The 22,565-nt window shown below is 42.5% G+C and carries 25 protein-coding genes and 1 pseudogene; 9 read left to right on the top strand and 17 right to left on the bottom strand.

From position 1 onward, the window contains the following. Positions 1–369: 369 nt before the first annotated feature. The gene (locus E4U82_RS01015; protein ID WP_135108424.1) at positions 370–651 is read right to left on the bottom strand and encodes an Fpa/YlaN family protein; all 282 of its coding nucleotides are present in this window, start codon (positions 649–651) and stop codon (positions 370–372) included. A 162-nt stretch (positions 652–813) separates the two neighbouring features. On the opposite strand from E4U82_RS01015, the gene E4U82_RS01010 reads away from it, so the two are divergent. Next, positions 814–1,311 (top strand): hypothetical protein, encoded by a 498-nt coding sequence (locus E4U82_RS01010; protein WP_135108171.1) that lies wholly within the window; start codon positions 814–816, stop codon positions 1,309–1,311. A 114-nt stretch (positions 1,312–1,425) separates the two neighbouring features. Further along, the gene (locus E4U82_RS01005) at positions 1,426–2,028 is read left to right on the top strand and encodes a YhcN/YlaJ family sporulation lipoprotein (RefSeq protein WP_135108170.1); all 603 of its coding nucleotides are present in this window, start codon (positions 1,426–1,428) and stop codon (positions 2,026–2,028) included. An 89-nt stretch (positions 2,029–2,117) separates the two neighbouring features. Here the strand turns inward: E4U82_RS01005 and E4U82_RS01000 are convergent, their stop codons facing one another. Then, the gene (locus E4U82_RS01000) at positions 2,118–2,423 is read right to left on the bottom strand and encodes a hypothetical protein (protein WP_135108169.1); all 306 of its coding nucleotides are present in this window, start codon (positions 2,421–2,423) and stop codon (positions 2,118–2,120) included. A gap of 134 nt (positions 2,424–2,557) precedes the next feature. Here E4U82_RS01000 and E4U82_RS00995 point away from each other — a divergent pair, with 134 nt between their 5' ends. Then, positions 2,558–2,761 carry a YlaI family protein gene (locus E4U82_RS00995; protein WP_135108168.1) on the top strand — a complete coding sequence of 68 codons (204 nt, stop codon included), beginning with the start codon at positions 2,558–2,560 and terminating at the stop codon, positions 2,759–2,761. 251 nt (positions 2,762–3,012) lie between these two features. On the opposite strand, the gene E4U82_RS00990 is transcribed toward E4U82_RS00995, so the two are convergent. Further along, positions 3,013–3,318 carry a YlaH-like family protein gene (locus E4U82_RS00990; RefSeq protein ID WP_135108167.1) on the bottom strand — a complete coding sequence of 102 codons (306 nt, stop codon included), beginning with the start codon at positions 3,316–3,318 and terminating at the stop codon, positions 3,013–3,015. Between the two features lie 161 nt (positions 3,319–3,479). Between E4U82_RS00990 and E4U82_RS19735 the strand changes: the two genes are divergently transcribed. After that, positions 3,480–3,650, top strand: coding sequence for a DUF5325 family protein (locus E4U82_RS19735; RefSeq protein WP_167751285.1), 171 nt, complete (start codon positions 3,480–3,482; stop codon positions 3,648–3,650). A gap of 13 nt (positions 3,651–3,663) precedes the next feature. On the opposite strand, the gene E4U82_RS00985 is transcribed toward E4U82_RS19735, so the two are convergent. Both E4U82_RS00985 and E4U82_RS00980 read right to left on the bottom strand, forming a co-directional pair. Beyond that, a complete protein-coding gene (locus tag E4U82_RS00985) occupies positions 3,664–4,473 on the bottom strand; it encodes an inositol monophosphatase family protein (RefSeq protein ID WP_135108166.1) in 810 nt (269 codons plus the stop codon). A 207-nt stretch (positions 4,474–4,680) separates the two neighbouring features. Further along, positions 4,681–4,875, bottom strand: coding sequence for a hypothetical protein (locus E4U82_RS00980; RefSeq protein ID WP_135108165.1), 195 nt, complete (start codon positions 4,873–4,875; stop codon positions 4,681–4,683). Between the two features lie 310 nt (positions 4,876–5,185). On the opposite strand from E4U82_RS00980, the gene E4U82_RS00975 reads away from it, so the two are divergent. Beyond that, positions 5,186–5,803, top strand: coding sequence for a YktB family protein (locus tag E4U82_RS00975; RefSeq protein WP_135108164.1), 618 nt, complete (start codon positions 5,186–5,188; stop codon positions 5,801–5,803). A 155-nt stretch (positions 5,804–5,958) separates the two neighbouring features. On the opposite strand, the gene E4U82_RS00970 is transcribed toward E4U82_RS00975, so the two are convergent. The 7 genes and pseudogenes from E4U82_RS00970 to E4U82_RS00940 all read right to left on the bottom strand — a co-directional run bounded on the left by E4U82_RS00970 (position 5,959) and on the right by E4U82_RS00940 (position 11,117). Next, the gene (locus tag E4U82_RS00970) at positions 5,959–6,705 is read right to left on the bottom strand and encodes an SDR family NAD(P)-dependent oxidoreductase (RefSeq protein ID WP_245183481.1); all 747 of its coding nucleotides are present in this window, start codon (positions 6,703–6,705) and stop codon (positions 5,959–5,961) included. A 54-nt stretch (positions 6,706–6,759) separates the two neighbouring features. Continuing rightward, a pseudogene (locus E4U82_RS00965) lies at positions 6,760–6,888 on the bottom strand (SDR family oxidoreductase); the annotation flags it as partial. 430 nt (positions 6,889–7,318) lie between these two features. Beyond that, positions 7,319–8,035 carry a dihydropteridine reductase gene (locus E4U82_RS00960; protein WP_135108163.1) on the bottom strand — a complete coding sequence of 239 codons (717 nt, stop codon included), beginning with the start codon at positions 8,033–8,035 and terminating at the stop codon, positions 7,319–7,321. A gap of 558 nt (positions 8,036–8,593) precedes the next feature. Continuing rightward, positions 8,594–8,872 (bottom strand): UPF0223 family protein, encoded by a 279-nt coding sequence (locus E4U82_RS00955; RefSeq protein ID WP_135108162.1) that lies wholly within the window; start codon positions 8,870–8,872, stop codon positions 8,594–8,596. A gap of 18 nt (positions 8,873–8,890) precedes the next feature. Further along, complete coding sequence (locus tag E4U82_RS00950; protein ID WP_135108161.1) at positions 8,891–9,847, bottom strand: NAD(P)H-dependent flavin oxidoreductase; 957 nt, start codon at positions 9,845–9,847, stop codon at positions 8,891–8,893. Between the two features lie 106 nt (positions 9,848–9,953). Then, positions 9,954–10,058, bottom strand: coding sequence for a GapA-binding peptide SR1P (locus E4U82_RS00945; RefSeq protein ID WP_135108160.1), 105 nt, complete (start codon positions 10,056–10,058; stop codon positions 9,954–9,956). 174 nt (positions 10,059–10,232) lie between these two features. Beyond that, positions 10,233–11,117 (bottom strand): polysaccharide deacetylase family protein, encoded by an 885-nt coding sequence (locus E4U82_RS00940; protein WP_245183480.1) that lies wholly within the window; start codon positions 11,115–11,117, stop codon positions 10,233–10,235. 464 nt (positions 11,118–11,581) lie between these two features. Here E4U82_RS00940 and E4U82_RS00935 point away from each other — a divergent pair, with 464 nt between their 5' ends. Continuing rightward, positions 11,582–13,168 (top strand): BCCT family transporter, encoded by a 1,587-nt coding sequence (locus E4U82_RS00935; protein ID WP_280687126.1) that lies wholly within the window; start codon positions 11,582–11,584, stop codon positions 13,166–13,168. A 201-nt stretch (positions 13,169–13,369) separates the two neighbouring features. Here E4U82_RS00935 and lpdA read toward each other — a convergent pair whose 3' ends face one another. The 5 genes from lpdA to E4U82_RS00910 form a co-directional block, all read right to left on the bottom strand. Then, entirely contained in the window at positions 13,370–14,776 is a 1,407-nt protein-coding gene (lpdA, locus tag E4U82_RS00930; RefSeq protein WP_135108159.1) for a dihydrolipoyl dehydrogenase, read from the bottom strand. Positions 14,777–14,779: 3 nt separating this feature from the next. Continuing rightward, on the bottom strand, positions 14,780–16,078 hold the full coding sequence (locus tag E4U82_RS00925; protein WP_135108158.1) for a dihydrolipoamide acetyltransferase family protein: 1,299 nt from the start codon (positions 16,076–16,078) through the stop codon (positions 14,780–14,782). A 22-nt stretch (positions 16,079–16,100) separates the two neighbouring features. Beyond that, a complete protein-coding gene (locus tag E4U82_RS00920; protein ID WP_135108157.1) occupies positions 16,101–17,078 on the bottom strand; it encodes an alpha-ketoacid dehydrogenase subunit beta in 978 nt (325 codons plus the stop codon). A gap of 3 nt (positions 17,079–17,081) precedes the next feature. Then, positions 17,082–18,164, bottom strand: a complete 1,083-nt coding sequence (gene pdhA, locus E4U82_RS00915; protein ID WP_135108156.1) for a pyruvate dehydrogenase (acetyl-transferring) E1 component subunit alpha — start codon at positions 18,162–18,164, stop codon at positions 17,082–17,084. Positions 18,165–18,555: 391 nt separating this feature from the next. Further along, positions 18,556–19,287, bottom strand: a complete 732-nt coding sequence (locus tag E4U82_RS00910) for a YkyA family protein (RefSeq protein ID WP_135108155.1) — start codon at positions 19,285–19,287, stop codon at positions 18,556–18,558. A 179-nt stretch (positions 19,288–19,466) separates the two neighbouring features. On the opposite strand from E4U82_RS00910, the gene def reads away from it, so the two are divergent. From def to rnjA, 3 genes are all read left to right on the top strand, one after another. Beyond that, a complete protein-coding gene (gene def, locus E4U82_RS00905; protein ID WP_135108154.1) occupies positions 19,467–20,018 on the top strand; it encodes a peptide deformylase in 552 nt (183 codons plus the stop codon). Positions 20,019–20,632: 614 nt separating this feature from the next. Further along, positions 20,633–20,842, top strand: coding sequence for a DNA-dependent RNA polymerase subunit epsilon (locus tag E4U82_RS00900; RefSeq protein ID WP_135108153.1), 210 nt, complete (start codon positions 20,633–20,635; stop codon positions 20,840–20,842). 4 nt (positions 20,843–20,846) lie between these two features. After that, a complete protein-coding gene (rnjA, locus tag E4U82_RS00895) occupies positions 20,847–22,514 on the top strand; it encodes a ribonuclease J1 (RefSeq protein WP_135108152.1) in 1,668 nt (555 codons plus the stop codon). Positions 22,515–22,565 lie beyond the last annotated feature (51 nt).

The raw sequence follows: 22,565 nt of genomic DNA, 5'->3' as shown, positions 1-22,565 counted from the left end.
ATATACGCGTCCCATCTGCCATATTAATTTCTATGGCCTGTTAAATAAGAAAAGCGCAAGCGCCCGTTTAGCAACGTACAAACTGGAGCACTTCGCAATGAGATAAAGGAAACATGCCCCTGCATCAGGGGTATGCCGACGTTGGCCGGCAAGGCCGTTCTTAGTCGGCCTTCCTTTATCAAGCGAACCGATGTTGACTTATCGTAGTGGAGGAGTGTGAAGTTTGCTAGTTGCTGGGCGCTGGAGCTGGACATGGCTATTGCTGACCAAGAGCTTGATATAGCCGAAAATTTTATACTTTCTTATCTTTTAAAAAAACCTTGCCACCATCCAATCAGGCAAAGTTTTTACTGTGACACACCAAAATCATCACACAGAATTTTGTGCTGCTTCATGTAACCTATTGAGCTGCCTTTCCAAATTTTCAAGAAGTGCTTTTCCCTCGTATTCGCTGATTAAATTCAGTCGCACTGCAAAATCAATTTCTCTTGAAAGTCCAAACATTTGGGTATCCAGAACCTCTTCATACAGAGGGCATTGGGGCATCGTTAAATTTTCGATCTGCACTTCTATCAGCTTGAGGATCTTACCAGCATCTGCCTGAAGAAGGGCGTAAGCTTTTTCGCGATGTGTTTCAGTCACCTCAGGAATCAATCATATCCCTCCGTTAAAAAAACTTCCTTATAGTTTATATTACCGTTTGTACATCGAAAATGCAAATAAAATTCAGGATGCGGGTATGTTTTTATGATGAAAAATGATATCATGTCTGCTATTCTTAATGAGAATACGTCATAAAAGAGGTGATTATGCATGATTGTTCCAATAACTGGTAACGTTACATACACGATAACATTGGATCCGACAGTATGGATCTTTGACGACCGGAAAATACTGCTTGAGGATGCGTTTAACGCCGATGTACAAGAAAAGGACGAAAAAGATGACCTTGCCAAGGCTTCTGACCGTTTCAGCCAGGAAGTCTTCCAGCAAAATCTTAAACCGCCCATCAATAAAATTAATAAAGGTATACCACGTAAAGAACGCGAGAAAATCCTCGAGAATTCTTATGTTATGCCAATAGCAACTTTCCTGGGCTACGCCGAAGTAAAGAAAGATGCCAATAGCGTCACACTTGAAACAGCAAACGGAGACGAAACGATTTCGTTGACAACGCTGGAAAAAAGTTATCTGTTATTTTCCTTGGACGGTAAACCACTGAAAGAGGAGGGCCCCGTTCAATTATTGTACAGTGATGGGTCTAATCAGGAAAATCCGATTAAAGGCATTCAAAAAATTACTGTTAACTGATTTCAGGCTGTTCATTCTTCCGGGATGAACAGCCTTTTTTTCGTATAATTTATGATTGATGAACCAGACTAGAAAGACAGTCCATTCCGTGTTTATCTTAAAGGAGGAGTATACATGCTGCTACGCTTAGGAATACTGTCTTTCTTGTGTTTCACACTTCTAGTTGGATGCCAGCAAAATCAGGAAGAACAATCATTGCCTGACGAAACCGGTAATAATGACCGTTTTATCCAAGTGGAAGACTCTAACCCTGTTAAACAGCAAAATTTATCCAATACTGAGATTGCCTCCCATTTAGCAAATGTGGCAAGTGATGTCCCTGATGTACAAGATGCAGCCTCTGTGGTCGCTGGTCCATACGCCGTTGTTGGCATTGATGTCGATAAAGACCTGGATCGTTCGCGTGTTGGCACCATCAAATATTCGGTTCTTGAAGCATTGCAAAAAGATCCATATGGAAAAACTGCAGTAGTAGTAGCTGACGGTGATGTTGTTGAACGAATCCGGTCAATGGGCGACAAAATAGCACAAGGCTATCCCGTGCAAGGGTTTATAGACGAGTTGTCAGCCATTGTGGGCCGTTACATGCCTGACTTTCCAATTAATGAAGACCGACCGGATGAAGGTGATCAAAATAAGAAATCAATCCCGAAAGATAAAGAACAGCAGTTAGATGACGTGGAAGAAAATCAATCCAATCAACAAAATCAGGAGTAGCAACTACGTGAATATGCAGAAAAGCAAACAATGTGAGACTCATTAAAGCAGGTGCCTGCCCGGATAAAACCGAAAGGCACCTGTTGATTTCATGTATCCATTTTGCCGTCTTCTTCTTTCACTTTATTATAATATTGCACACCGAACTGGGAGCCTTCTGACACCATTCTTGAATTCTCCAGCTGTGCAAAGTCCTTTGATGCCACCTGATCCGGCGCTCCTGCATCTTCCAATGTTGAATCGGTTTGATTGTCCGCATAAAAATTTCTCATCTTTGCAGTGTTGTTTTTTACTTTTGATTTCAGCGTTTGCCTGTTTTCTTCATTTCTCAGTAAATATCCGGTGATCCCAGCCCCTATCGCCCCGGCAACTGAAGCAACATACCGTTTTTTCATATCATCACCCTTTCCTTTAACGTTACGATTAATTATCTTATTCCCAGACGACCTTACCATCAAACATCCACTTTCATACAAGCCCTCTGCCATGTTATAGTTGTGGAAGAGTCCAACGTTCGAGGTGACATGTTATGAAAGTACAATGTGTGTTATGCGACACAGTACACGATATAAAAGATGACTCATTGCAGGCAAAAAGACTGCGCAACCGCAGAATTTATATGTACTTATGCTCCGAATGCTACGATCGAATTGATGATAAGACAAAAAGAAGACATGCGACAGGCAGTTTTCGACTGTATGACCCAAAGAAAAAGAAAAAAGATTTAATTTAAAGTGCATGTTCAAAAAGAGGGGGCTGGCAGGTCAACGGCGCGACGACAATTGCCAATGCCTGCGTCAGCATGTCCTGTGCGTTGAAAGTTCGGGGCGGTGCAGTATTGGCGGCCGGGCTTTCACACGGCGTGGTGAGTTCGTTAATAGGTGATTGACGTGGGCCAGTGTAGCAAAAGATCCTCTGTTAACGTGTCAGTTTCACCGGATTTTTTGAACCGCCTTTTAAAAAACTCCCTGACCGGGAGTTTTTTTAAGCCTGTTTGGATTTGCGCTCAAGATGCAGCCTGAAACGATAAATAGCCAGAACAATACAAATGACGATCAGACTGTCTGTAATCGGATAGCCGACAATACTGAATAAATTTAAAATAAGCATTCCAAATGCAAGCATGATGTAAACCAGAACTGATTTTAAAACAGGCAATTCTTTGGCGAATCCAAGTTTATAAGCTATAGCTGCCAGAACTAGATTAATCACATAGAATGTCCAAAAAACATTGATACTGTCCCGATAATTAACCATAAATTCAAAAACCAGACTGAAACTATTATCCATTGATATCCCCCGTTACCGCAACATTGAAATTACTATCGCCTTAATCTTTTCTTTAACCATCATACTAAATCTTTTACTCCCGCGCCAGTTGAAAAATCGACAACTTTTGAACATAAACGCTTAATGTTATATACTGGTTTATGGAAATTGGGGTGTAAATAATGAAAAAACTTGATTTACCCATGCTGCTGCTGGCAACCCTCGTTATTTTAATGTTTGTGCTTGTCGGGGTTGCAATCGCTCTTCGTAACATTTGGCTTATTTTATTATTTATTGTGCTCGGTTTCGTTTTTATGGGATACGGGCTATCATTAAAGCGCAAAAGAAAGTGACTTCACAACGGAGTCACTTTCTTCCTTTTATCATATATTCATTGACAATTTGCTCCTGTATAGCCGGGTTGCAGGTTAAAACAGAACTTTTCTGCAGAAGATTGAGTGAACCGCCAAATGCATCCGTCGTTCTGCCCCTTGTTTCATTCACAATAACAATCCCTGCTGCGATATCCCACGGGGCGAGACCCATTGTCATATAACCGTCCATTATCCCTTCAGCAACGTAGGCAAATTCCAAAGCCGCTGATCCGAACGTCCTCGAGCCTCTGACAGTCCTCACCAATTCCTGTATGACCTTTTCTTCAACCAGCCGATTTTCACAAAGCCAGAAGTGATTTAAGCCCAAAATAGAATCATAAAGACTTTTCTGTTCAGGAAGCGGGGATAATGCCATATTATTTTTAAAGGCCCCCTCCCCCCGCTTCGCACTGTATAATTCATCAGCCATCACATCATAGATAAGACCAATTTCACCTATACCATCCTGATAAATCCCAACCGATATGGCAAAATTTCGCTTCTGATGTACGAAATTCATTGTTCCATCAATGGGGTCAATAATCCAGACAGTACCACCGAGTGACTGCAGTTCATCACCATAACCTTCTTCACTAATTATGAAATGGTCCGGATAAGTTCGTTTGATATTTGTCATAAAAAAATATTCTGTGTCCTTGTCCATCGTGGTCACAAGATCATTCCGGTCTGACTTCGTGCTGATTGTCAGCGGATCATTTATCTTTTCCCGGATTGTTGTGCCCGCTTCGACTACCCATTCTTTTGCCTGCTGATATAATTTTTCGCGAAATGTCTCGTTCATCTATAGGCCTCCAGTTTTTCAGTCTGGTACCATGATATCAAATTGAAGGACAAGAATCATATTCAGGGGTCATGATGTGTTTAAAAACATCAGAAACCCAGGAAAAAACCACCCCAAATAAGTACATGAACCAGTACAGTGTATGTAAATTTTGGGGACAGACGTTAGTCAGAAGGCAAGAATAAAAGAAAATCTTTGGAACAGCTTCTATTCACCAGCTGTCAGTTCCATTAACTGCAGACGCAACTGTTTCAGCTTTTCCTTTGATTTGATGATTTGGACGCTATCATTTGCTTGTATGGCATCATATAATGTCATTAATTCATAATCAATTTCAATACGGATAACAGGCAGCCTTTTACGATCGATGTCTTTCCTAAGATCCTCTATGACAAATTTCATGTTACCCACAACCTTTCAAATGGCTTTTATTATTTATATGCTTCCCTGCTGTAATTTGTTCATGAACACCGTAAACCAGCTATTTAAACATTCCCCTATTTTGTAATTTTTAAACATTTTAATTTGAAATGTTAAGCTTGACCGGATGACGTTTTTGTCTAATAATAATTACAAAGTGAAACTTCAATCAGTGGAGCGCTTTTTTCCACTGAAGCCAACAATTTTATACTTTCTTATCTTTGAACAAAGGCTTAGCTCGTCAACGCCTTCGTGGACCAGCAGTCATTATACGATTGAAAGGATGGTATCAATGAATTTTACAGGTTTTACGGAAAAAGACTTTAGTATTTTCTCCATTGACGGTCTTGAAGAACGCATGGAAGCTATACGAGGAAATATCCAGCCTAAATTCAAAACAATCGGCGAAGAACTCTCCGATAACTTGTCGGATATGACTGGTAACGACATGCATGTGCATATAGCACAGCACGCCAGAAGAACCAAAAACCCGCCGACTGATACATGGATGGCTTTTTGCCACAATAAGCGCGGGTATAAAAAACATCCCCATTTTCAGATTGGTCTATGGGACGACCATTTATTTATGTGGCTTGCTTATATTTATGAAATGCCGGGTAAACAGGAGGTTGCTAAGTCATTCCTGAACCAAATAGATGACATAAGGGGTTCTATACCTGATCACTACGTCATTTCACTGGATCATACCAAAAAGGAAGCCGTAAAGTTATCTGAAACAGACTTAGAAAAAGCATTGACACGGTTGCAAAATGTCAAAAAAGCTGAATTCCTGATCGGTAGGTCCTTCAAACCGGATGACCCAATACTCTCTGATGGCAGCGCATTTTTAAACGAAGCCAGGAGCACATTTGAAACACTCACACCCCTTTACAAAATCTCAATGGGTTAGATAATAGACCTTTTTTGTGTAACGGACTCAGTTCTGGATGATAAAAATGATAAGATCAAGGAACAATTCGCACTAACTAGCATTCTTTTCATCTGTCAACGAATAATATAGCAAATAAAAACGCTCAAACTTCTATTCTGAGCGTTTTTAAATTCCTAAGGGAGGCTCAATTTTGATGCCCTGCCCCCATCCACCGTATAGACTTGTCCTGTGATAAACCCAGCCTCACTAGCAGCTAGAAAAGCCACTAGCGCCGCCACGTCTTCGGGGGTCCCTGTCTGACCTACAGGGTGGATACGATTTATGTCGCGTCGGAACGCCTCTGGATCAGGCTCCCTTTCAATTAAATTAAGATTCAAGTCCGTGTCGATCCAGCCCGGGGCCACCGCATTGCAACGGATGCCCTCATGACCATGATCCACCGCCACTGAACGCGTCAATCCATGAATGCCCGTCTTAGTGGCACTGTAAGCCGCATGTTCGGGATTCGCTGCTAATCCTTCAACCGATCCAATATTAATAATGTTACCCCGCGTTTCGCGCAGGTGAGGCAGCGCCGCACGAATCAGCAGAAAGGGAGCTGTCAGATTTACGTTGAGATTGCGCTGCCAATCCTCAAGACTCATTTCTTCTATCAAGGCTTCCTGCATCATGCCAGCGTTATTGACCAAGACGTCAAGCCGTCCTGTACGGGCGATGACCTCATTCACAATCCGATCCGGTGTATTAGGATCAGAGAAATCTGCCGCGATCCAGTCAAATTCCCCATCCTCACCGCGCTGTGCAGTAACCACGATTGCCCCTTCATCACGCAGACGGCAAGCGATGGCCCGACCAATCCCCGACCGTCCGCCTGTTACCAATGCCACCTTGTTTTCAAAACGCTTCATTTGGTTTGTCATTATAACGTTCCTTTTTATTTATTTAATATAATGACCCTGTTCGACAAAGTTTATTTATTCATCAGCAGTTCCAAGTGTCATTCCCCCATCAACAACAATCTCGGTGCCCGTGCAATAAGAACTTTCATCAGAAGCAAGGAATGCTACAGCCTTGGCGATTTCATCTGGTTGTCCAATACGCCCCGACAGCTGTCCGGTTTTTGTGCTGAATTTTTCGCTATGTCCCGCCCTCTATTATGTAAATTGATGTTGGCGTTCTAAGAGATTTAGGATGGAAAGCATTACTTGCTGAACTGCCTGATGACAACTTTGTCAGTTTCAACCTTTGGACCCTCTTTTTCTACTAATTCTAACGGTTCATTTGTTTCAACAAACTGCCAGCCTTTCATGGTGATTCCTCCTTTGATTGTCTACACTATCTATTATAAGTCAAGGTGTGGAGGACTACTAAAGAATTGCCTGACAACGTAAGCGTAGACAGGATTTGTTGAGGGGATGATTTCAGAAAAATTGGTTCCATCATTCCCATCTTCCGTTGTAACGGAGAAATTCTGGTAAAACCCCCGCACATTCACACTGCAGAGCGTTTATAGCGGAACATGTTTCACGCCCGTTAAAGTATTTTTTGCTTAGGTAAAAACTCGGGCAGTTCTTGTTCGTGCTTGTCAAGCATCATCTGTTCCGGCTTGATATCGTGCTCACGCAATACTTCAATGTTCTGCATAAGGAATTCGTCGCTGCCGACAACATAGAAGAGTCCCTCCTTGTCTTCAGCAAGACTTTTCAACTCTTCATAGTAGTCTTTACGGTTATCGACGAACCGCGATGTGAACTTCTTGTCAGGTGTGGATTCAAAAACATTCGTGAATAAGAATTCTTTTGAAGAATCGATATTCAGGGAATGAATTTGTTTGACGTTGTCGGCACGTTGGAAATAATCAAGGACAAGCGGTCTGAAAGTGGCCAGGCCGACACCTGATGACAGCAGGTAAACATTTTTGTCTTCTCTTTTTAGTGGCACATTCGAATACGTCTTAAACAGCGCAACTTTATTGCCGACTTCAAGATTTCTTAAAATCGTTTTAAACTCAGAACACTGCTCTCTAATACGTGTAGTGATTCCAATTGAATTTTCGTGCGGTAAAGTGGATATTGACATGTGGCGAATCAGGCTGCGGTTTGGATGTTCTCCGGCATTAAAACCCTCCAGTGCAAAGTGAGTGTGGGAGCCTTCTTCCCAAGTAAAGCCTTCCGGGCAATCAAGCAGATATGTTTTAATGTCAGGTGTTTCTTCAATGATCTTATTTATTTTCGTCCAGTATATTTTCATTCTATATTCTCCTCACTCAATTATAGGTAACGTTACTATATACTATATAATAAGTGATAACGATTATCAATTAAAAGGGTTGAACGTTTCAGATAATTTATGTGCCTTAAGTTTACGAAATTCAGTAAATGCGTTGCACCTGACAGGTATAAAACTAATGTTCATAAGTTTTTAGACTCCCGCTAACGGGTATGGTAATTCGTTCATGATATGGTTACACAAGTTAAATATTAGACTGTTACAACAATAAGAAAAGCGCCGGGTCCCTTGTTCACCCCCGAAAAGCTTAAGCAAGCATTTGTAGTGGCGGGTTTTACCACGTAAAATGACTGCTTAAGACCTCGAGAGGGTTGGCGCTGGCCGGCTAAGTTCGGCACGCCCTGTGCCAACGCCGGCACTAGTACGTCCTGTACGTCGAAGCTGGACATGGCTATTGCTGACAAAGAGCTTCATATAGCCAAAAAAGGGATACAAAATCATCTGTGGTTTTGTATCCCTAAATATAATGTTATGTTATATTTTCTCTTCTAAAACTGACCTTTTATTCTTAGTTAAAGGTCAGTTGACGGGCGGCATTTTAATTATTTTTTGGTCACTGTTCTTTGCATTTTTAACAACCGGAAAACTAGCATATCCCGATGCTTGTTCAAATTCCCTGAAATACGTCTTTTCCTCGCTTTTCGCCGGGACAACTTGCTTGAACTTTTGGTATGCTGCTAAAAAATCATCCCGTTTCACCTGTTTTTCGTATGCTTGCTCCACTAACGAAAAGAAATGAACGACGTCGATAACTTCCTGTTTCGACCATGCGTCATCCAATGGATAATGGTAATTCATTGTTGTTATTCACCTCATTCAACACCATTTGCTGCGTATAGCTGCAGCTTCCTCCACCATAGAATCAATCAATTCTTTCACTGTCGGGATAGTGTGGATTCTTCCAGCGCCCTGGCCGGCCCAACCAAACCCGGCAGTCTCTTCCCCTTTATGAATATACTGTTTGTTTGCTTCGCCACTGATATGTGTTTTCAATGACTCGTAATCACCATATTGCCTTTCAAGTTCCAGTATTTCCTCTGTCCATGCGTTTTTTAATGCTCTGGCTGGTGTCCCCAGTGACCGTTTGATCACGACGGTTGCATTTTCATCCGCATCAACGAGTTCCTGTTTGTATGCCGGGTTAGCGTCAACACATTCTCTGGTGGCAATAAATCTTGTCCCCATTTCAATTCCTTCCGCTCCAAGGGCAAGCGCCGCCATCATCCCCTGACCATCAACGATGCCTCCTGAGGCAATCACTGGAATAGGCACCGAATCAGCTACCTGTGGCGTTAGCACGAACGTTCCGGTATCACCACGACCGAGGTGACCGCCTCCTTCCTGACCGACAACCATGACAGCGTCCGCACCAAGTTCTGCTGCTTTTTCCGCTTGTCTTCGAGCTGCTGTTAACACCAGTTTTTTGATCGGATAATCCTTAACCATGTCAAGCACACCTTTTGGATTGCCGCCTGTGACGGATATAACCGGCACTTTTTCATCTATGGTCACTTGCACCATCTGCTCGTAAGGCCTGCCATGCTGCCCGATAGCATAATTCACCCCAAATGGTTTGTCTGTCATGGTTTTCACTTTTTGTATTTCTGCACGCAATGCCTCCGGGCAGTCAAGACTCATAGCCGTAATTTGCCCAAGCCCGCCGGCATTTGAAACAGCGGCGGCCAAATCAGCATAAGCTAAATAAGCCAGCCCCCCTTGCACAATCGGATATTGAATATGTAACAACTTGGTAATCTCTGTCTCCCATCTCACAGAAAACCCTCCCCTTTTTCCTTTATCATATCAGGAATCATTGATCACGGCTAATACAAAAGGGGGCGGGACATTTGTCCCTACCCCCTTTCAAGTGAAAGCGGCCTCATTTTTGCTCGCAAGTCGGACATGTACCAAAAAGGGTCGAAACTTTTTCATCATCAAAGTATTCAATGATTCGCTGACAATCCTGACAAACAATTGTACCCACCTGATCCATCCCCTTTTCTTTAGCACTTATTTTAATAAAATTATAGTATGACACATTTCGGCTGTCAAATACTAATTAGTATATCATATTCAAAAATATGTTTTTAACGTGTATAGAATAGTGCTTTTGTCGTCAGTAAAAACCAGCTGTAATTGCTGCAGCTGGCTTGGTTGTTTATTCAACTGTTTGAATCAATGATGGATCTGCTATCTTGTACCCCTGGTCACGTAGCCCTTGTACAATGTCTTCCAATGCTGCAGCCGTCCATTCACGATCGTGCATCAGCAAATTAGCTCCCGGTTTCAACAGACTTTGAGGAACATCCACTTCCGGTCCTTTTCCTGTTATCATAGCCTTGGTCAGTTTTTCAGCATCCATATACGGTTCGAAATAATCATATCCGTAGGTCCAGTTCATCGCAACCATACCTTCATCTTTAACCAACTGTTTCGTAAAATCAGTATTGGCACCATTTGGCGCTCTGAAAAACTTCGGCTGTTCCCCGATAATATCCTCAACGGTGTCATTCAAGCTGGTGATTTCCACTTTTTGCTCATCGGTCGGCAAGTCAGGTAAATAGACGTGATTATATGTATGATTGCCGATTGCGAATCCCATATCGTGGATTTTCTGCAGCACTTCCTTTTCCTCTGGCGCTTCCAGAAAATGGCCGTTAACGAAAAAAATCGCACCTGCATCTAAATCCTTTAGCGTTTTTGCCATTTCCAAAGCATGGCCATCAGGTGCATCATCAATTGTTAACAACACTGTTTTCTCTTCGCCTTTCTCACCGATTGGGACGATAGAAGAATTCTCATTGATTTTATAAACCGGTTCTGCGACCTTTTCCTTATCTTGTTCCTGCTGCTCTGGCTCGGAGTTCTCCTTTTTAGTATCTTCAGCTTCATTTTCATCAGAATCTGGTGTATTGGCTTCTGATTCTTCCGTTTTTTCACTGTCATCCTGCTGACCTTTTGTTTTATCTGTACTTGTTGTATCATCTGTACAGGCGGACATCAGCAGAACTATGGCGAATAAAACCCACAAGATGTTTTTCACAGTTTTGTCCTCCTTATACTCTTCGATGCTAATGTCATTATATCGTAAACCATAGCTGCTTGACTATGGTTTTTGTTTTTTAAACTGCTATTCCGATCATCGGTAACGGTTATTATTTATCAATTGGGACAAACTAAATATACCCTCCACTCAAATCGTTGAAACCATCAAAAAATCAATAAAGAGACGAACGAGTACAACATTTTACCCGGGACCAAGGTTAATGTTATAAAAAAAGGGGTAAAGTTGAGCAACAATAAAAAAGAAAGATGGATGAACAGGAGGTGCAAATTAGCGTCTGATCCCAAACATATACAGTGAGATGCTACAACAGGCTCGATTTCGGGGCTTCCAATCTCGAAAAAATTGACATGCTGTCTATTCATGTTATACTACAAGAGTTTTGACTTAAATTACAGGGAGGTCTTATTATTAAATCCAAAACATTTACATCTGTTTTTTGGGTGTCTATTGCAATCGTACTGGTATTTATCATATGGGGAGCGTTTTTTCCATCAAATGTTGAATATGTGTTAGGCTTGATTGACGGTTTTATTTCAGACACTTTTGGCTGGTTTTATTTGCTGGTCACAACAGGGTTCATTGTGCTGGCATTGTTTTTGATTTTTGGACCATACGGTAAAATCAAGCTTGGAAAGCCGGATGACAAGCCGGAATACAGTTATTTCACCTGGTTTGCATTTTTGTTCACGGCCGGTATGGGGGTCGGTCTCGTATTCTACGGTGTAACGGAGCCTGTAACACATTACTATTCACCTTCTTCTGCTGATCCTGAAACCACAGCTGCTGCAGAAGAGTCCATGCAATACACCTTGTTCCATTGGGGATTTCATCCATGGGCTACATACGCAGTACTCGCATTAGCACTGGCTTATTTTAAATTCCGCCACCGGGCACCTGCTTTGATCAGTTCCATTTTTGCACCGTTGATCGGCGACCGATCGAAAGGCGGTCTGGGAGTTGCGATTGATACGCTTGCCGTTTTCGCTACTGTATTTGGTATTGCCACGTCTCTTGGCCTTGGAGCAACACAGATTACAGCCGGTTTAAGTTTTACATTCGATGGTATTCCGAATACACTGGTAACCAATCTGATTGTCATTTTAATTATCACCCTGTTATTTATGCTTTCTGCCACGACAGGCATCAATCGGGGCATCCGCTATCTTAGTTGGACAAATATTGTTCTTGCTGTGGCATTGATGCTCTTTGTGTTCATTCTCGGCTCATCTGTACAAATGATTGAGTCGTTTACAACCACACTGGGGAACTATATACAAAATTTGCCCAATATGACATTTGGTATGAATGCATTTACCGGTGACAGGGAGTTTCTGAATTCATGGACACTCTTTTACTGGTCCTGGTGGATTGGCTGGTCGCCATTTGTTGGTACCTTTATAGCCCGGGTTTCAAGAGGAAGGACGATTCGTGAATTTGTCATCGGGGTAACGGCCATACCGGTATTATTCAGTGCTTTCTGGTTCTCTGTTTTTGGAATTGCCGGATTGGAAATGGATGTAGCTGAAGGCGGCGTTATCCATCAGTTAATGAACGAAATGGGAAATGAAGTGGCATTGTTTGCATTCCTTGAATCACAACCTTTGGCAGCAGTTATCATCGGTATTGCTGTGCTCCTGATTTCCTGCTTTTTCATCACTTCGGCCGATTCCGGCACGTTTGTGCTTGGTATGCTGACAACAGGCGGCAAGTTAAATCCAGGCATGAGTGTTAAAGTTATCTGGGGCATTGTCCTAGCTGGAACTGCAGCAGTTTTATTGTGGTCAGGCGGTCTAAATGCACTCCAAATGGCCATGCTGATCGCAGCCTTCCCGTTTGCGATTTTAATGATCTTTATGTGTATTTCACTACTCAAAGCATTGAAAAACGAACATGGAATTTTAATGATGGAACACAAACAACGCGAACATGATCCTGAATTCCGGGAAAGCCAACAAAAGGAACTAAGAAAAATGCGTAAAGGATTCAAGAAAACACTTCCTGATGCTGAAGATGATAGAGAACTTTAATACACAAAGCTGTCCGGAGAGGGATGCCCCTCCCCTGGACAGCTTTATTTGTTTCGCCTTAACGGGGAGAGAAACCCCAGTGAATGAAGTTTCACTTTATAAATACCAGGCATTTACACAAAAATAACCCACGCCCGTCAAACACCGGGACGTGGGTTTATTTTATATGCAGGTCTTCACTTGTTTTTTGTATTTACTATTTTACATCGTATGGATTGGTGTTCCCAATGCAACATCCGCTGCTTCCATAACCGTTTCACCCAAGCTTGGATGTGCATGAATGGTAAGAGCGATGTCTTCTGCTGTCATGCCTGCTTCAATTGCAAGACCTACTTCAGCAATCACGTCACTTGCATTAGGGCCGGCAACTTGTGCCCCAATCACGAGACCGTCTTCTTTTCTGGTGATCAATTTCATAAATCCGTCCGTATTGTTCAGTGATAGTGCCCGGCCATTAGCTCCAAATGGGAATTTAGATGCTTTTACATCATATCCGGCATCTTTCGCTTCCGTCTCTGTATAACCGACACTGGCAAGCTCTGGATCAGAGAAAACAACAGAAGGAATAGCAAGATAATCTATTTCTGATTTTTCACCGCTGATTGCTTCTGCAGCCACTTTGCCTTCATAAGAGGCTTTATGAGCAAGCGGGAGTCCTTCAACAATATCACCAATCGCGTAAATGTTGTCCACATTTGTGCGGCATTGCTTATCAATTTTTATAAGTCCTTTATCGTCTACGTCAATTCCAACCTGCTCGAGGCCAATCTCCTCTGTATTTGGCTGACGTCCGACGGTAACGAGAACGTAATCCGCATCAACCGTTTCTTCTTTTCCATTGACTTCATACGTAACTTTCACACCATCATCTGATTCCTCGACACCCTTCGCCATGGCTTCGGTGACTACATTAACATTTTTGTTCTTCAGACCTTTTTTAACAGGCTGTTTAAGCTGCTTTTCAAACGTCCCAAGAATTTCCTTTGTACCTTCCAGAATGGTTACTTCTGTTCCGAAGTTTGCATAAGCAGTGCCAAGTTCAATCCCGATATAGCCGCCACCGACAACAACCATTTTGTCAGGGATCTCCTGAAGATTTAACGCACCGGTAGAATCCAATACGCGGTCGGAATATTTGAAGTTCGGAATTTCAATAGGTGTCGAGCCGGTTGCAATAATACAGTTATTGAAGGTGTACGTCTGTGAATTTTTTTCGTCCATTACTTTGACCGTATTTTTATCGACAAAGTAAACTTCACCTTTCACAATATCCGCTTTATTGCCTTTCAACAGACTTTCAACCCCGGATGTCAGTTTGTTGACCACTTGTCCTTTCCATTCCTGAACTTTGGAAAAATCAACCGAAACATTTTCCGTCGTAATTCCCAAATCTGCATTACCCTGAGCAGCTTGTGTCTTGTGTCCGGCTTCAATTAATGCTTTAGAAGGGATACAGCCGACATTCAGGCAAACGCCGCCTAAATCACCTTTCTCAACAATAGTTACCTTTTGACCGGATTGAGCAGCACGGATGGCAGCTACATAGCCGCCAGGTCCTGCCCCCACCACAAGAGTGTCTGTTTCAATTGGAAAATCTCCTACTACCATAACTCACGCCTCCATCATAATTAATTGTGGATCGTTCAACAACCGCTTAATCTGGTTCAGTGCCAGCTGGCCAGTTGCGCCGTCAACAATACGGTGATCAAAGCTAAGAGATACTGCCAATACCGGAGCTACAACAATCTCGCCGTCACGGACAATTGGTTTTTCCTGAATGCGCCCAATGCCAAGAATGACCGCTTCCGGATAATTAAGTACCGGCGTAAACCACTGACCACCGGCTGAACCGATGTTTGAAATTGTGTTGGAAGCACCCTTCATCTCTCCCGGTGTTAGTTTACCATCCCGGGCTTTTACTGCCAATTCATTCACTTCTTGTGAGATGGTGAAAATTGATTTACGGTCCGCATCTTTTACGACTGGTACCATTAATCCTCTGTCTGTATCGGCAGCAATACCAATGTTGTAGTAATGTTTATAGATGATTTCATTCGTATCATCATCAACTGCAGCATTTAATATTGGATAGTTCTTCGATGCTGAAATCAGTGCTTTTACCACATATGGCAAATAAGTCAGTTTAATGTCCTGCTCTGCGGCAACTTCTTTAAATTTCTTCCGATGAGCCACGAGTTCGGTAACATCCACGTCATCCATAAGTGTGACATGTGGTGCTTTCGTCTTGGAATTGACCATTGCATTCGCAATTGTCTTCCGGACACCGCTCATTTTTTCGCGTGTTTCCGGATAATCGCCTTGTGACGATTGTGCAGCTGCAGGCTGTTGTGATGGTTCATCGGCTTCAGCGGACTCGCCTGCTTGCTGGTCGCCGCTTAAGTACTTATCGACATCTTCCTTAAGAATACGGCCGTTTTTACCAGATCCTTGTACGTCCTGGATAGTCACATCATGATCACGGGCGTATTTGCGAACAGACGGCATAGCAATAACGCGTTTGTCATCAGAAGATTTTTCATTCATTTCATCTGATTTTTGCTCGTGACTTGCTTTTTCTTCATCTTTAGTTCCTTCGTTTGACTCAGAAGTTGCTTCAGTTTTTTCCGTTTCTTCCTGTTCGTCCTCGCCGTCATCTTCCTCGTCGTCATAGCCTTCTGCATCAAATGAGATCAGGGTATTTCCGACAACAGCTACTTCACCTTCGTCAACATGCACTTTTGTTACTGTCCCATCAACGGGTGAAGGAATTTCGACGACGGCTTTATCATTCTGAACTTCGCACAATACGTCATCTTCTTTAACCTCGTCGCCTTCTTTAACGAACCACTTGGCAATTTCACCTTCGTGTATGCCTTCACCAATATCAGGGAGTTTAAAGTTATACGCCATACTTACGACCTCCGATCATTCATTAAAAGTTAATGACTTCATTTACCTTGTCGATTACGTCTTTATGCGTTGGCAGCCATACTTCTTCTGCCTGTGAAAATGGATAAACGGTATCAGGTGCCGTTACGCGCAGAATCGGGGCTTCGAGATGCAGGATGGCACGCTCCTGAATTTCCGAAATCACATTTGAAGCAACTCCTGCCTGTCGTTGTGCTTCCTGCAACACGACAACACGGTTTGTCTTTTTAACCGATTCTACAATGGTTTCCGTATCAATAGGCGATACCGTGCGCAAGTCAATCACTTCCGCCTCGATATTATCTTTTTCCAGTTCCTCGGCGGCTTTTAATGCGGTATGAACCATGGCACCATATCCAATAAGGGTCACGTCTTTGCCTTCCCGCTTAACATCAGCTTTATCAAGTTCTACTGTATAGGCTTCATCGGGAACTTCATCACGGAATGAACGGTACAGTTTCATGTGTTCCATAAAGAAGACCGGATCATTGTTGCGTATCGATGAAATCAGTAGCCCTTTTGCATCATAAGGAGTCGAAGGAATCACAACCCGGATACCCGGTTGCTGCGCAATAAGCCCTTCCAATGAGTCTGCATGAAGTTCCGGCGTATGGACACCGCCCCCAAATGGCGTGCGAATCGTGATTGGCGCAGACTTGCTGTCGCCTGAGCGATAACGCATACGTGCTATTTGGCCATTAATTGCATCCATCGCTTCATAAGTAAACCCGATAAACTGAATTTCCGGCACCGGCCGAAACCCCTGCAGTGCAAGACCAAGTGAAAGGCCGCCAATTCCCGATTCAGCAAGCGGCGTGTCAAATACCCGTTCTTCCCCGAATTCATCCTGTAATCCTTCTGTAGCACGGAATACGCCGCCGTTTTGGCCAACATCTTCACCGAAAATAAGCACATTGTCATCATTTTTTAATTCATGATGCATCGCGTCGGTGATAGCTTGAATCATTGTTTTTTGTGCCATGATTTACTTCGACTCCTTTTCTTTATATTCTTCCATTTGCTCCTGCAGGTTGTTTGGAAGTTCTTCATGCATAATATCGATTAAGTCTGTGACTTTTTGTTTTGGATAATCATCAGCCTTTTTAATCGCCTTTTTAATATCTTCTTTGGCATCATCAATCACTTTATTTTCATCATCTTCTGACCAGAGATCTTTCTTTTCAAGCAACTTGCGCAGACGGACAAGCGGGTCTCTTTTTTCCCATTCACTCGTCATGTCTTCTGTACGGTAACGTGTCGGGTCGTCACCGGCCATGGTGTGCGGGCCGTAACGATATGTTACCGTCTCAATCAGCGCAGGGCCATCTCCGTTCACAGCACGTTCGCGAACGTGTTTGGTTGCCGCATAAACTGCCAGAACGTCCATGCCGTCAACCTGGTAGCTTGGAAGACCTGCTGCCACACCTTTTTGCGCCAATGTTTTTGCATTTGTCTGCATTTCAACTGGGACTGAAATGGCAAACTGGTTATTTTGCACAAAGAAGATCGCCGGCGCATCATACGCCCCTGCGAAGTTGAGCCCTTCATAGAAATCGCCTTGAGAGGTTCCGCCGTCACCGGTATATGTAACGGCAACAGCTTTTTTGCCACGTTTTTTAATACCCAGCGCAACGCCAGCTGCCTGTGTAATTTGTGCCCCAATAATAATTTGCGGACTCAAAGCATTCACACCTTCAGGGAACTGGTTGCCATGGAAGTGGCCTCGTGAAAACAGGAAGGCCTGATATAACGGAAGACCATGCCAAATCAGCTGTGGGACGTCCCGGTACGCCGGCAGAATGTAATCATCTTCCTCCAACGCAAAGTGACTCCCCAATTGAGAAGCTTCTTGTCCTGCTGTCGGTGCATAAAATCCTAAACGCCCTTGACGATTTAGAGCGATTGAACGCTGGTCAAGCACGCGTGTATAAACCATCCGGCGCATCAGTTCCTTCAGATCATCATCTGAAAGATCAGGCATCCAGTCTTTATTAACGACTTCACCATTTTCATCAAGAACCTGGAACATTTCGAACTGTCCTTCAATATTTTCAAGTACGTCTTTCAAAATGGTTCACCTCTTCCTTTCTGATTAACTGTTTATATTCTTTTCCAGTCTTCCCGAAATATGAAAAAATCTGCACCCATTTGCCTTAAAATGCGGGGAAATCCTTTAAAACATGTTCCCCTTTTTCACGGATGATAATCCTACCGCAAACAAAACAAAAGAACTGTTACACTTTATAGACAAAATTCACTGGTACAATTTATGATTCAGTTTAAAGTTTAGCCCATATATAACCATTTGGTCAATCACTTTGCTTTATTTTTTATTTTTTCCCGGGGTTGGCAGCGTTTACACTGTTTTTGAGCTCTGAAATGAATGATCTGTTATAACCAAAACACTAAACTGTATTAGTAAATCGTATTAAAAATCCAAAAAAAAGGACCCGGATGACTTATTCATCCGGGTCCTTTTCCTGGCCTGATTCATTTGACTCCTCTGTACTTTTTTCCTGTTCCTTTGGGGCATTCCCTTCATATTCCACGTCAATCTCAGCGGCTTTATAAAATTCTTCTTTCAAAGCATTGTACTCAGTTGTAAGTTCATTGAATGCTTGATTGGCATCAATCACTTTTTGATAACTTTCGTTCAATTTGGTTATGTGCTCTGACAATTTATCCTGTTCGAGGTCTTCCTGCTGCAGCATTTTATATAGTTCTTCTTCCAGCGTTAATGACTCAGTATAGACCTGGTGAAGTTTGTCATAGGCATCATAACGGTCCATCATGACACTGTACATATCATCGGCCTTTTCTTTCGTAGCATCTTCTTCTAAATCCTTAATCATACCCTCAACATTGGAGAACTCTTCTTTTGAAGCCTCTATGCTTTCTTTTTCCAAATTGATTTTCTCTTTTCGTGCTTCAATATTGTCGAGAGCTTGTCCAGACAGTTTCTTCATTTCATCGAATTTTTCCATGCTCAGATCAATGATTTGGCTGTATATTTCCTGCTCTTTCTGTTCAAGTTTAACGATTGGGTCTTGCTGCTCTTCAAATGTGTTTTCAAGTTCAACCGCTTTTTCCAGATGATTGTAAATTTGTTCAGACGTTGCTGTACCATTACAGGCAGATAGAAAAATAACCAGGATAAATAAACTAATATATGACGACTTTTTCCATACCACTACCACTTCCTCCTTCAATTCAGCTGCAGAATATATATTGCACTTTAGTATAACATATCATCGGTAAATTCGGATGAGTTGTGTAGAATTTTGCCTCTCCTACAGCAAATTTATGATGCTTTAGGGCATATTATGTTAAAATACCATTATTCGCTGATTATACTAGGGAGTGTCAAATCATGATAACAATGGATGATATCGTCCGCGAAGGACATCCATCTTTACGTGAAAAAGCTGAGGAGGTACCCATCCCCCCTTCTGATGAAGATAGACAATTATTAAATGATATGCTGACATTTATTAAAAACAGTCAGGATGAAAAAATAGCTGATGAATATCATTTGCGCCCCGGTGTTGGACTTGCCGCTACACAACTAGGAATCAATAAACGGATGTGTGCTGTTCACTTTGAGGATTTGAAGGGGAAAATGTACAGTTATGGGTTGATTAACCCTAAAATCGTTAGTCATTCAGTTGAACAAGCTTACCTGTCAGCAGGGGAAGGCTGTCTTTCGGTCGACCGTGATGTGGAAGGCTATGTGCCCCGAAATGCCCGAATCACTGTTAAAGCCATTGGATTGGATGGCAAGGAACTGAAATTACGATTAAGAGATTATGCTGCCATCGTTGTCCAGCATGAAATTGATCACTTAAATGGTGTCATGTTCTATGACCATATTAATCAGAGCAATCCATTTGCCATCCCGGACCATTCCAAACCAATCGGGTGATTGCACAGTGAATCATCGTTTGGTGAAGAGCTTGCTGCCGGAAGTAGCGGAGGAATGATGCAGGAATCTATAACCATAGGTTCCTGCATAATTTTATGTAAACAGCTCAAAATAACCATTAATCATTCACGTTGAAACCCTCTGCAAAGCGAAAAGCAGATCTTTTTCAAACAAATGCAGTGTTTTTTATTTCAAATTGACGCCAATCGTATTATACTATAGATAAGAGGGATTGGATCGGCAGAACGTTTTTATTGCTTTTCTTAAACAACGAAAGGAGATGCATATCTCATGTTGAAGCGCCTGAGAGAAAAGCTGAAAAAACGCTTGAAAGATTTTCTGGGAAGAGGACGTGTACCTACAACCTTTGAAAAGGACTACTTTGATTAGGTCAATGATGCAGGATAGACCCTGAGTCAATGCGTTTTACTGCGAAAATAAAGTCCATTAGGATACTGTACGGCCGCACAATGGGCGATAATGGAAGACTACGTTTATATAGCCTGCTGCCGTCAGTGTTTTGTAATGGAGAAAAATTATTACCAATTGGAACAGGAATACGGAAACAAACTGTGATTGACCAAAAAGAATTGAAATGTCAGGAGCGATAAAGAATGGTTTTTAAAGTATTATATCAGGAACTTTCTGAAGAAATTCCTGTACGTGAACGAACGAAAAGCCTCTATATAGAAGGTGATTCTGAAAGAGATGTACGCAATAAGCTTTCCGGCCGCAACTATAACATTGAATTTATCCAGGCACTGGATGATGCACATTTAGCCTACGAGAAAAAATCCGACCATTTTAAACTGGAGACCGTCTGATAGAATGAAATTTGTCAAAAATGATCAGACGGCAGTTTTTGCGTTAGGCGGACTTGGTGAAATCGGCAAAAACACATATGGTATTCAATTTCAAGATGAGATCATCCTCGTCGATGCTGGTATTAAATTTCCGGAAGACGAACTGCTTGGAATCGATTATGTTATTCCCGATTACACCTACCTGACACAAAACCAGGATAAAATTAAGGGATTATTCATAACGCACGGGCATGAGGATCACATCGGAGGGATCCCCTATCTGTTGCGTGAACTAAATGTGCCTATCTATGCCGGAAAACTTGCAATCGGTTTAATTCGAAATAAATTGGAGGAACATGGCCTCTTGCGGAATGCGAAACTGAACACGATCCAGGAAGATGATGTTATCAAATTCCGTAAGACGTCTGTTTCATTTTTCCGTACGACTCACAGTATTCCTGACTCATATGGTATCGTAGTTAAAACACCACCTGGAAATATCGTTCATACTGGTGATTTTAAATTTGATTTTACACCGGTTGGCGATCCTGCAAACTTAACGAAAATGGCTGAGATCGGCAAAGAAGGCGTGCTTTGCCTGCTTTCAGACAGTACAAACAGTGAAGTGCCAGGGTTTACAATGTCCGAACGTGTCGTTGGTCAAAACATCCATGACATTTTCGGAAAGGTTGACGGTCGGTTAATTTTTGCAACATTTGCCTCCAACATCTATCGTTTACAGCAGGTCGTTGAGGCAGCTGTCAAATATGACCGTAAAGTGGCTGTATTTGGGCGGAGTATGGAATCTTCAATCCGTATCGGTCAGGAACTGGGATACATCCAGGCACCTAAGGATACATTCATTGAACCGAACCAAATCAACCGTCTCCCTGCACACAAGGTAACCATCCTTTGTACAGGATCCCAGGGTGAACCAATGGCGGCATTGTCGCGGATAGCAAATGGGACTCACCGTCAAATACAGATTATCCCCGGTGATATGGTAGTGTTTTCATCATCACCAATCCCAGGAAATAAGGTGAGTGTCAGCCGGACGATTAACAAATTATATCGGGCCGGGGCAGATGTCATCCATGGTCCTTTAAGTGATATTCACACTTCCGGTCACGGCAGCCAGGATGAACAAAAGTTAATGCTCAGACTCATGAAACCAAAATACTTTATGCCGATCCACGGTGAATACCGGATGTTGAAAGAACATCTTAAGCTTGGCGAAGCGTGTGGTGTTGATCCGGATGATTCATTTATTATGGATAATGGGGATGTGCTTGCATTGGGCAACGACAATGCCATGATTGCCGGGAAAATTCCGTCAGGTTCCATTTATGTTGATGGAAACGGGATTGGCGACATCGGAAATATTGTCTTACGTGACCGTCGCATCCTGTCCGAAGAAGGCCTTGTCATGATTGTTGTCAGCATTAACATGAAACAGTTTAAAATTGCATCAGGTCCTGATATTATTTCCCGCGGATTTGTTTACATGCGCGAATCAGAAGACCTGATCAATGAAGCCCAGAAACTTGTTGCAAAACATCTGGACAAGGTAATGGAGAAGAAGACAAGTCAATGGTCTGAAATTAAAAATGAAATAACCGATACAATTGCACCATTCCTCTTTGAAAAAACGAAACGCAGACCTATGATTTTGCCGATTATTATGGAAGTTTAATACCAGAAACTTAAGCGCCCGGTTACAAGAACGACCGGGTAGCTTGGCACG

The organism is Lentibacillus salicampi (assembly GCF_004565465.1).
Taxonomy (GTDB): domain Bacteria; phylum Bacillota; class Bacilli; order Bacillales; family Amphibacillaceae; genus Lentibacillus; species Lentibacillus salicampi.
The sequence above is the reverse complement of the archived record's forward strand: the minus strand, read 5'-3'. Positions and strand labels throughout refer to the sequence as shown.

Bases quoted from the DNA above. Each gene is read 5' to 3' on its own strand.
- rnjA (WP_135108152.1), top strand. From the start codon at position 20,847: ATGAAATTTGTCAAAAATGATCAGACGGCAGTTTTTGCGTTAGGCGGA.
- E4U82_RS01005 (WP_135108170.1), top strand. From the start codon at position 1,426: ATGCTGCTACGCTTAGGAATACTGTCTTTCTTGTGTTTCACACTTCTA.
- E4U82_RS00995 (WP_135108168.1), top strand. From the start codon at position 2,558: ATGAAAGTACAATGTGTGTTATGCGACACAGTACACGATATAAAAGAT.
- E4U82_RS00960 (WP_135108163.1), bottom strand. From the start codon at position 8,035: ATGAAAATATACTGGACGAAAATAAATAAGATCATTGAAGAAACACCT.
- def (WP_135108154.1), top strand. From the start codon at position 19,467: ATGATAACAATGGATGATATCGTCCGCGAAGGACATCCATCTTTACGT.
- E4U82_RS00990 (WP_135108167.1), bottom strand. From the start codon at position 3,318: ATGGATAATAGTTTCAGTCTGGTTTTTGAATTTATGGTTAATTATCGG.
- E4U82_RS00980 (WP_135108165.1), bottom strand. From the start codon at position 4,875: ATGAAATTTGTCATAGAGGATCTTAGGAAAGACATCGATCGTAAAAGG.
- E4U82_RS00955 (WP_135108162.1), bottom strand. From the start codon at position 8,872: ATGAATTACCATTATCCATTGGATGACGCATGGTCGAAACAGGAAGTT.
- E4U82_RS00920 (WP_135108157.1), bottom strand. From the start codon at position 17,078: ATGGCACAAAAAACAATGATTCAAGCTATCACCGACGCGATGCATCAT.
- E4U82_RS00975 (WP_135108164.1), top strand. From the start codon at position 5,186: ATGAATTTTACAGGTTTTACGGAAAAAGACTTTAGTATTTTCTCCATT.
- E4U82_RS00970 (WP_245183481.1), bottom strand. From the start codon at position 6,705: ATGACAAACCAAATGAAGCGTTTTGAAAACAAGGTGGCATTGGTAACA.
- E4U82_RS19735 (WP_167751285.1), top strand. From the start codon at position 3,480: ATGAAAAAACTTGATTTACCCATGCTGCTGCTGGCAACCCTCGTTATT.
- E4U82_RS01000 (WP_135108169.1), bottom strand. From the start codon at position 2,423: ATGAAAAAACGGTATGTTGCTTCAGTTGCCGGGGCGATAGGGGCTGGG.
- E4U82_RS00925 (WP_135108158.1), bottom strand. From the start codon at position 16,078: ATGGCGTATAACTTTAAACTCCCTGATATTGGTGAAGGCATACACGAA.
- E4U82_RS00985 (WP_135108166.1), bottom strand. From the start codon at position 4,473: ATGAACGAGACATTTCGCGAAAAATTATATCAGCAGGCAAAAGAATGG.
- E4U82_RS01010 (WP_135108171.1), top strand. From the start codon at position 814: ATGATTGTTCCAATAACTGGTAACGTTACATACACGATAACATTGGAT.
- E4U82_RS00900 (WP_135108153.1), top strand. From the start codon at position 20,633: ATGGTTTTTAAAGTATTATATCAGGAACTTTCTGAAGAAATTCCTGTA.
- lpdA (WP_135108159.1), bottom strand. From the start codon at position 14,776: ATGGTAGTAGGAGATTTTCCAATTGAAACAGACACTCTTGTGGTGGGG.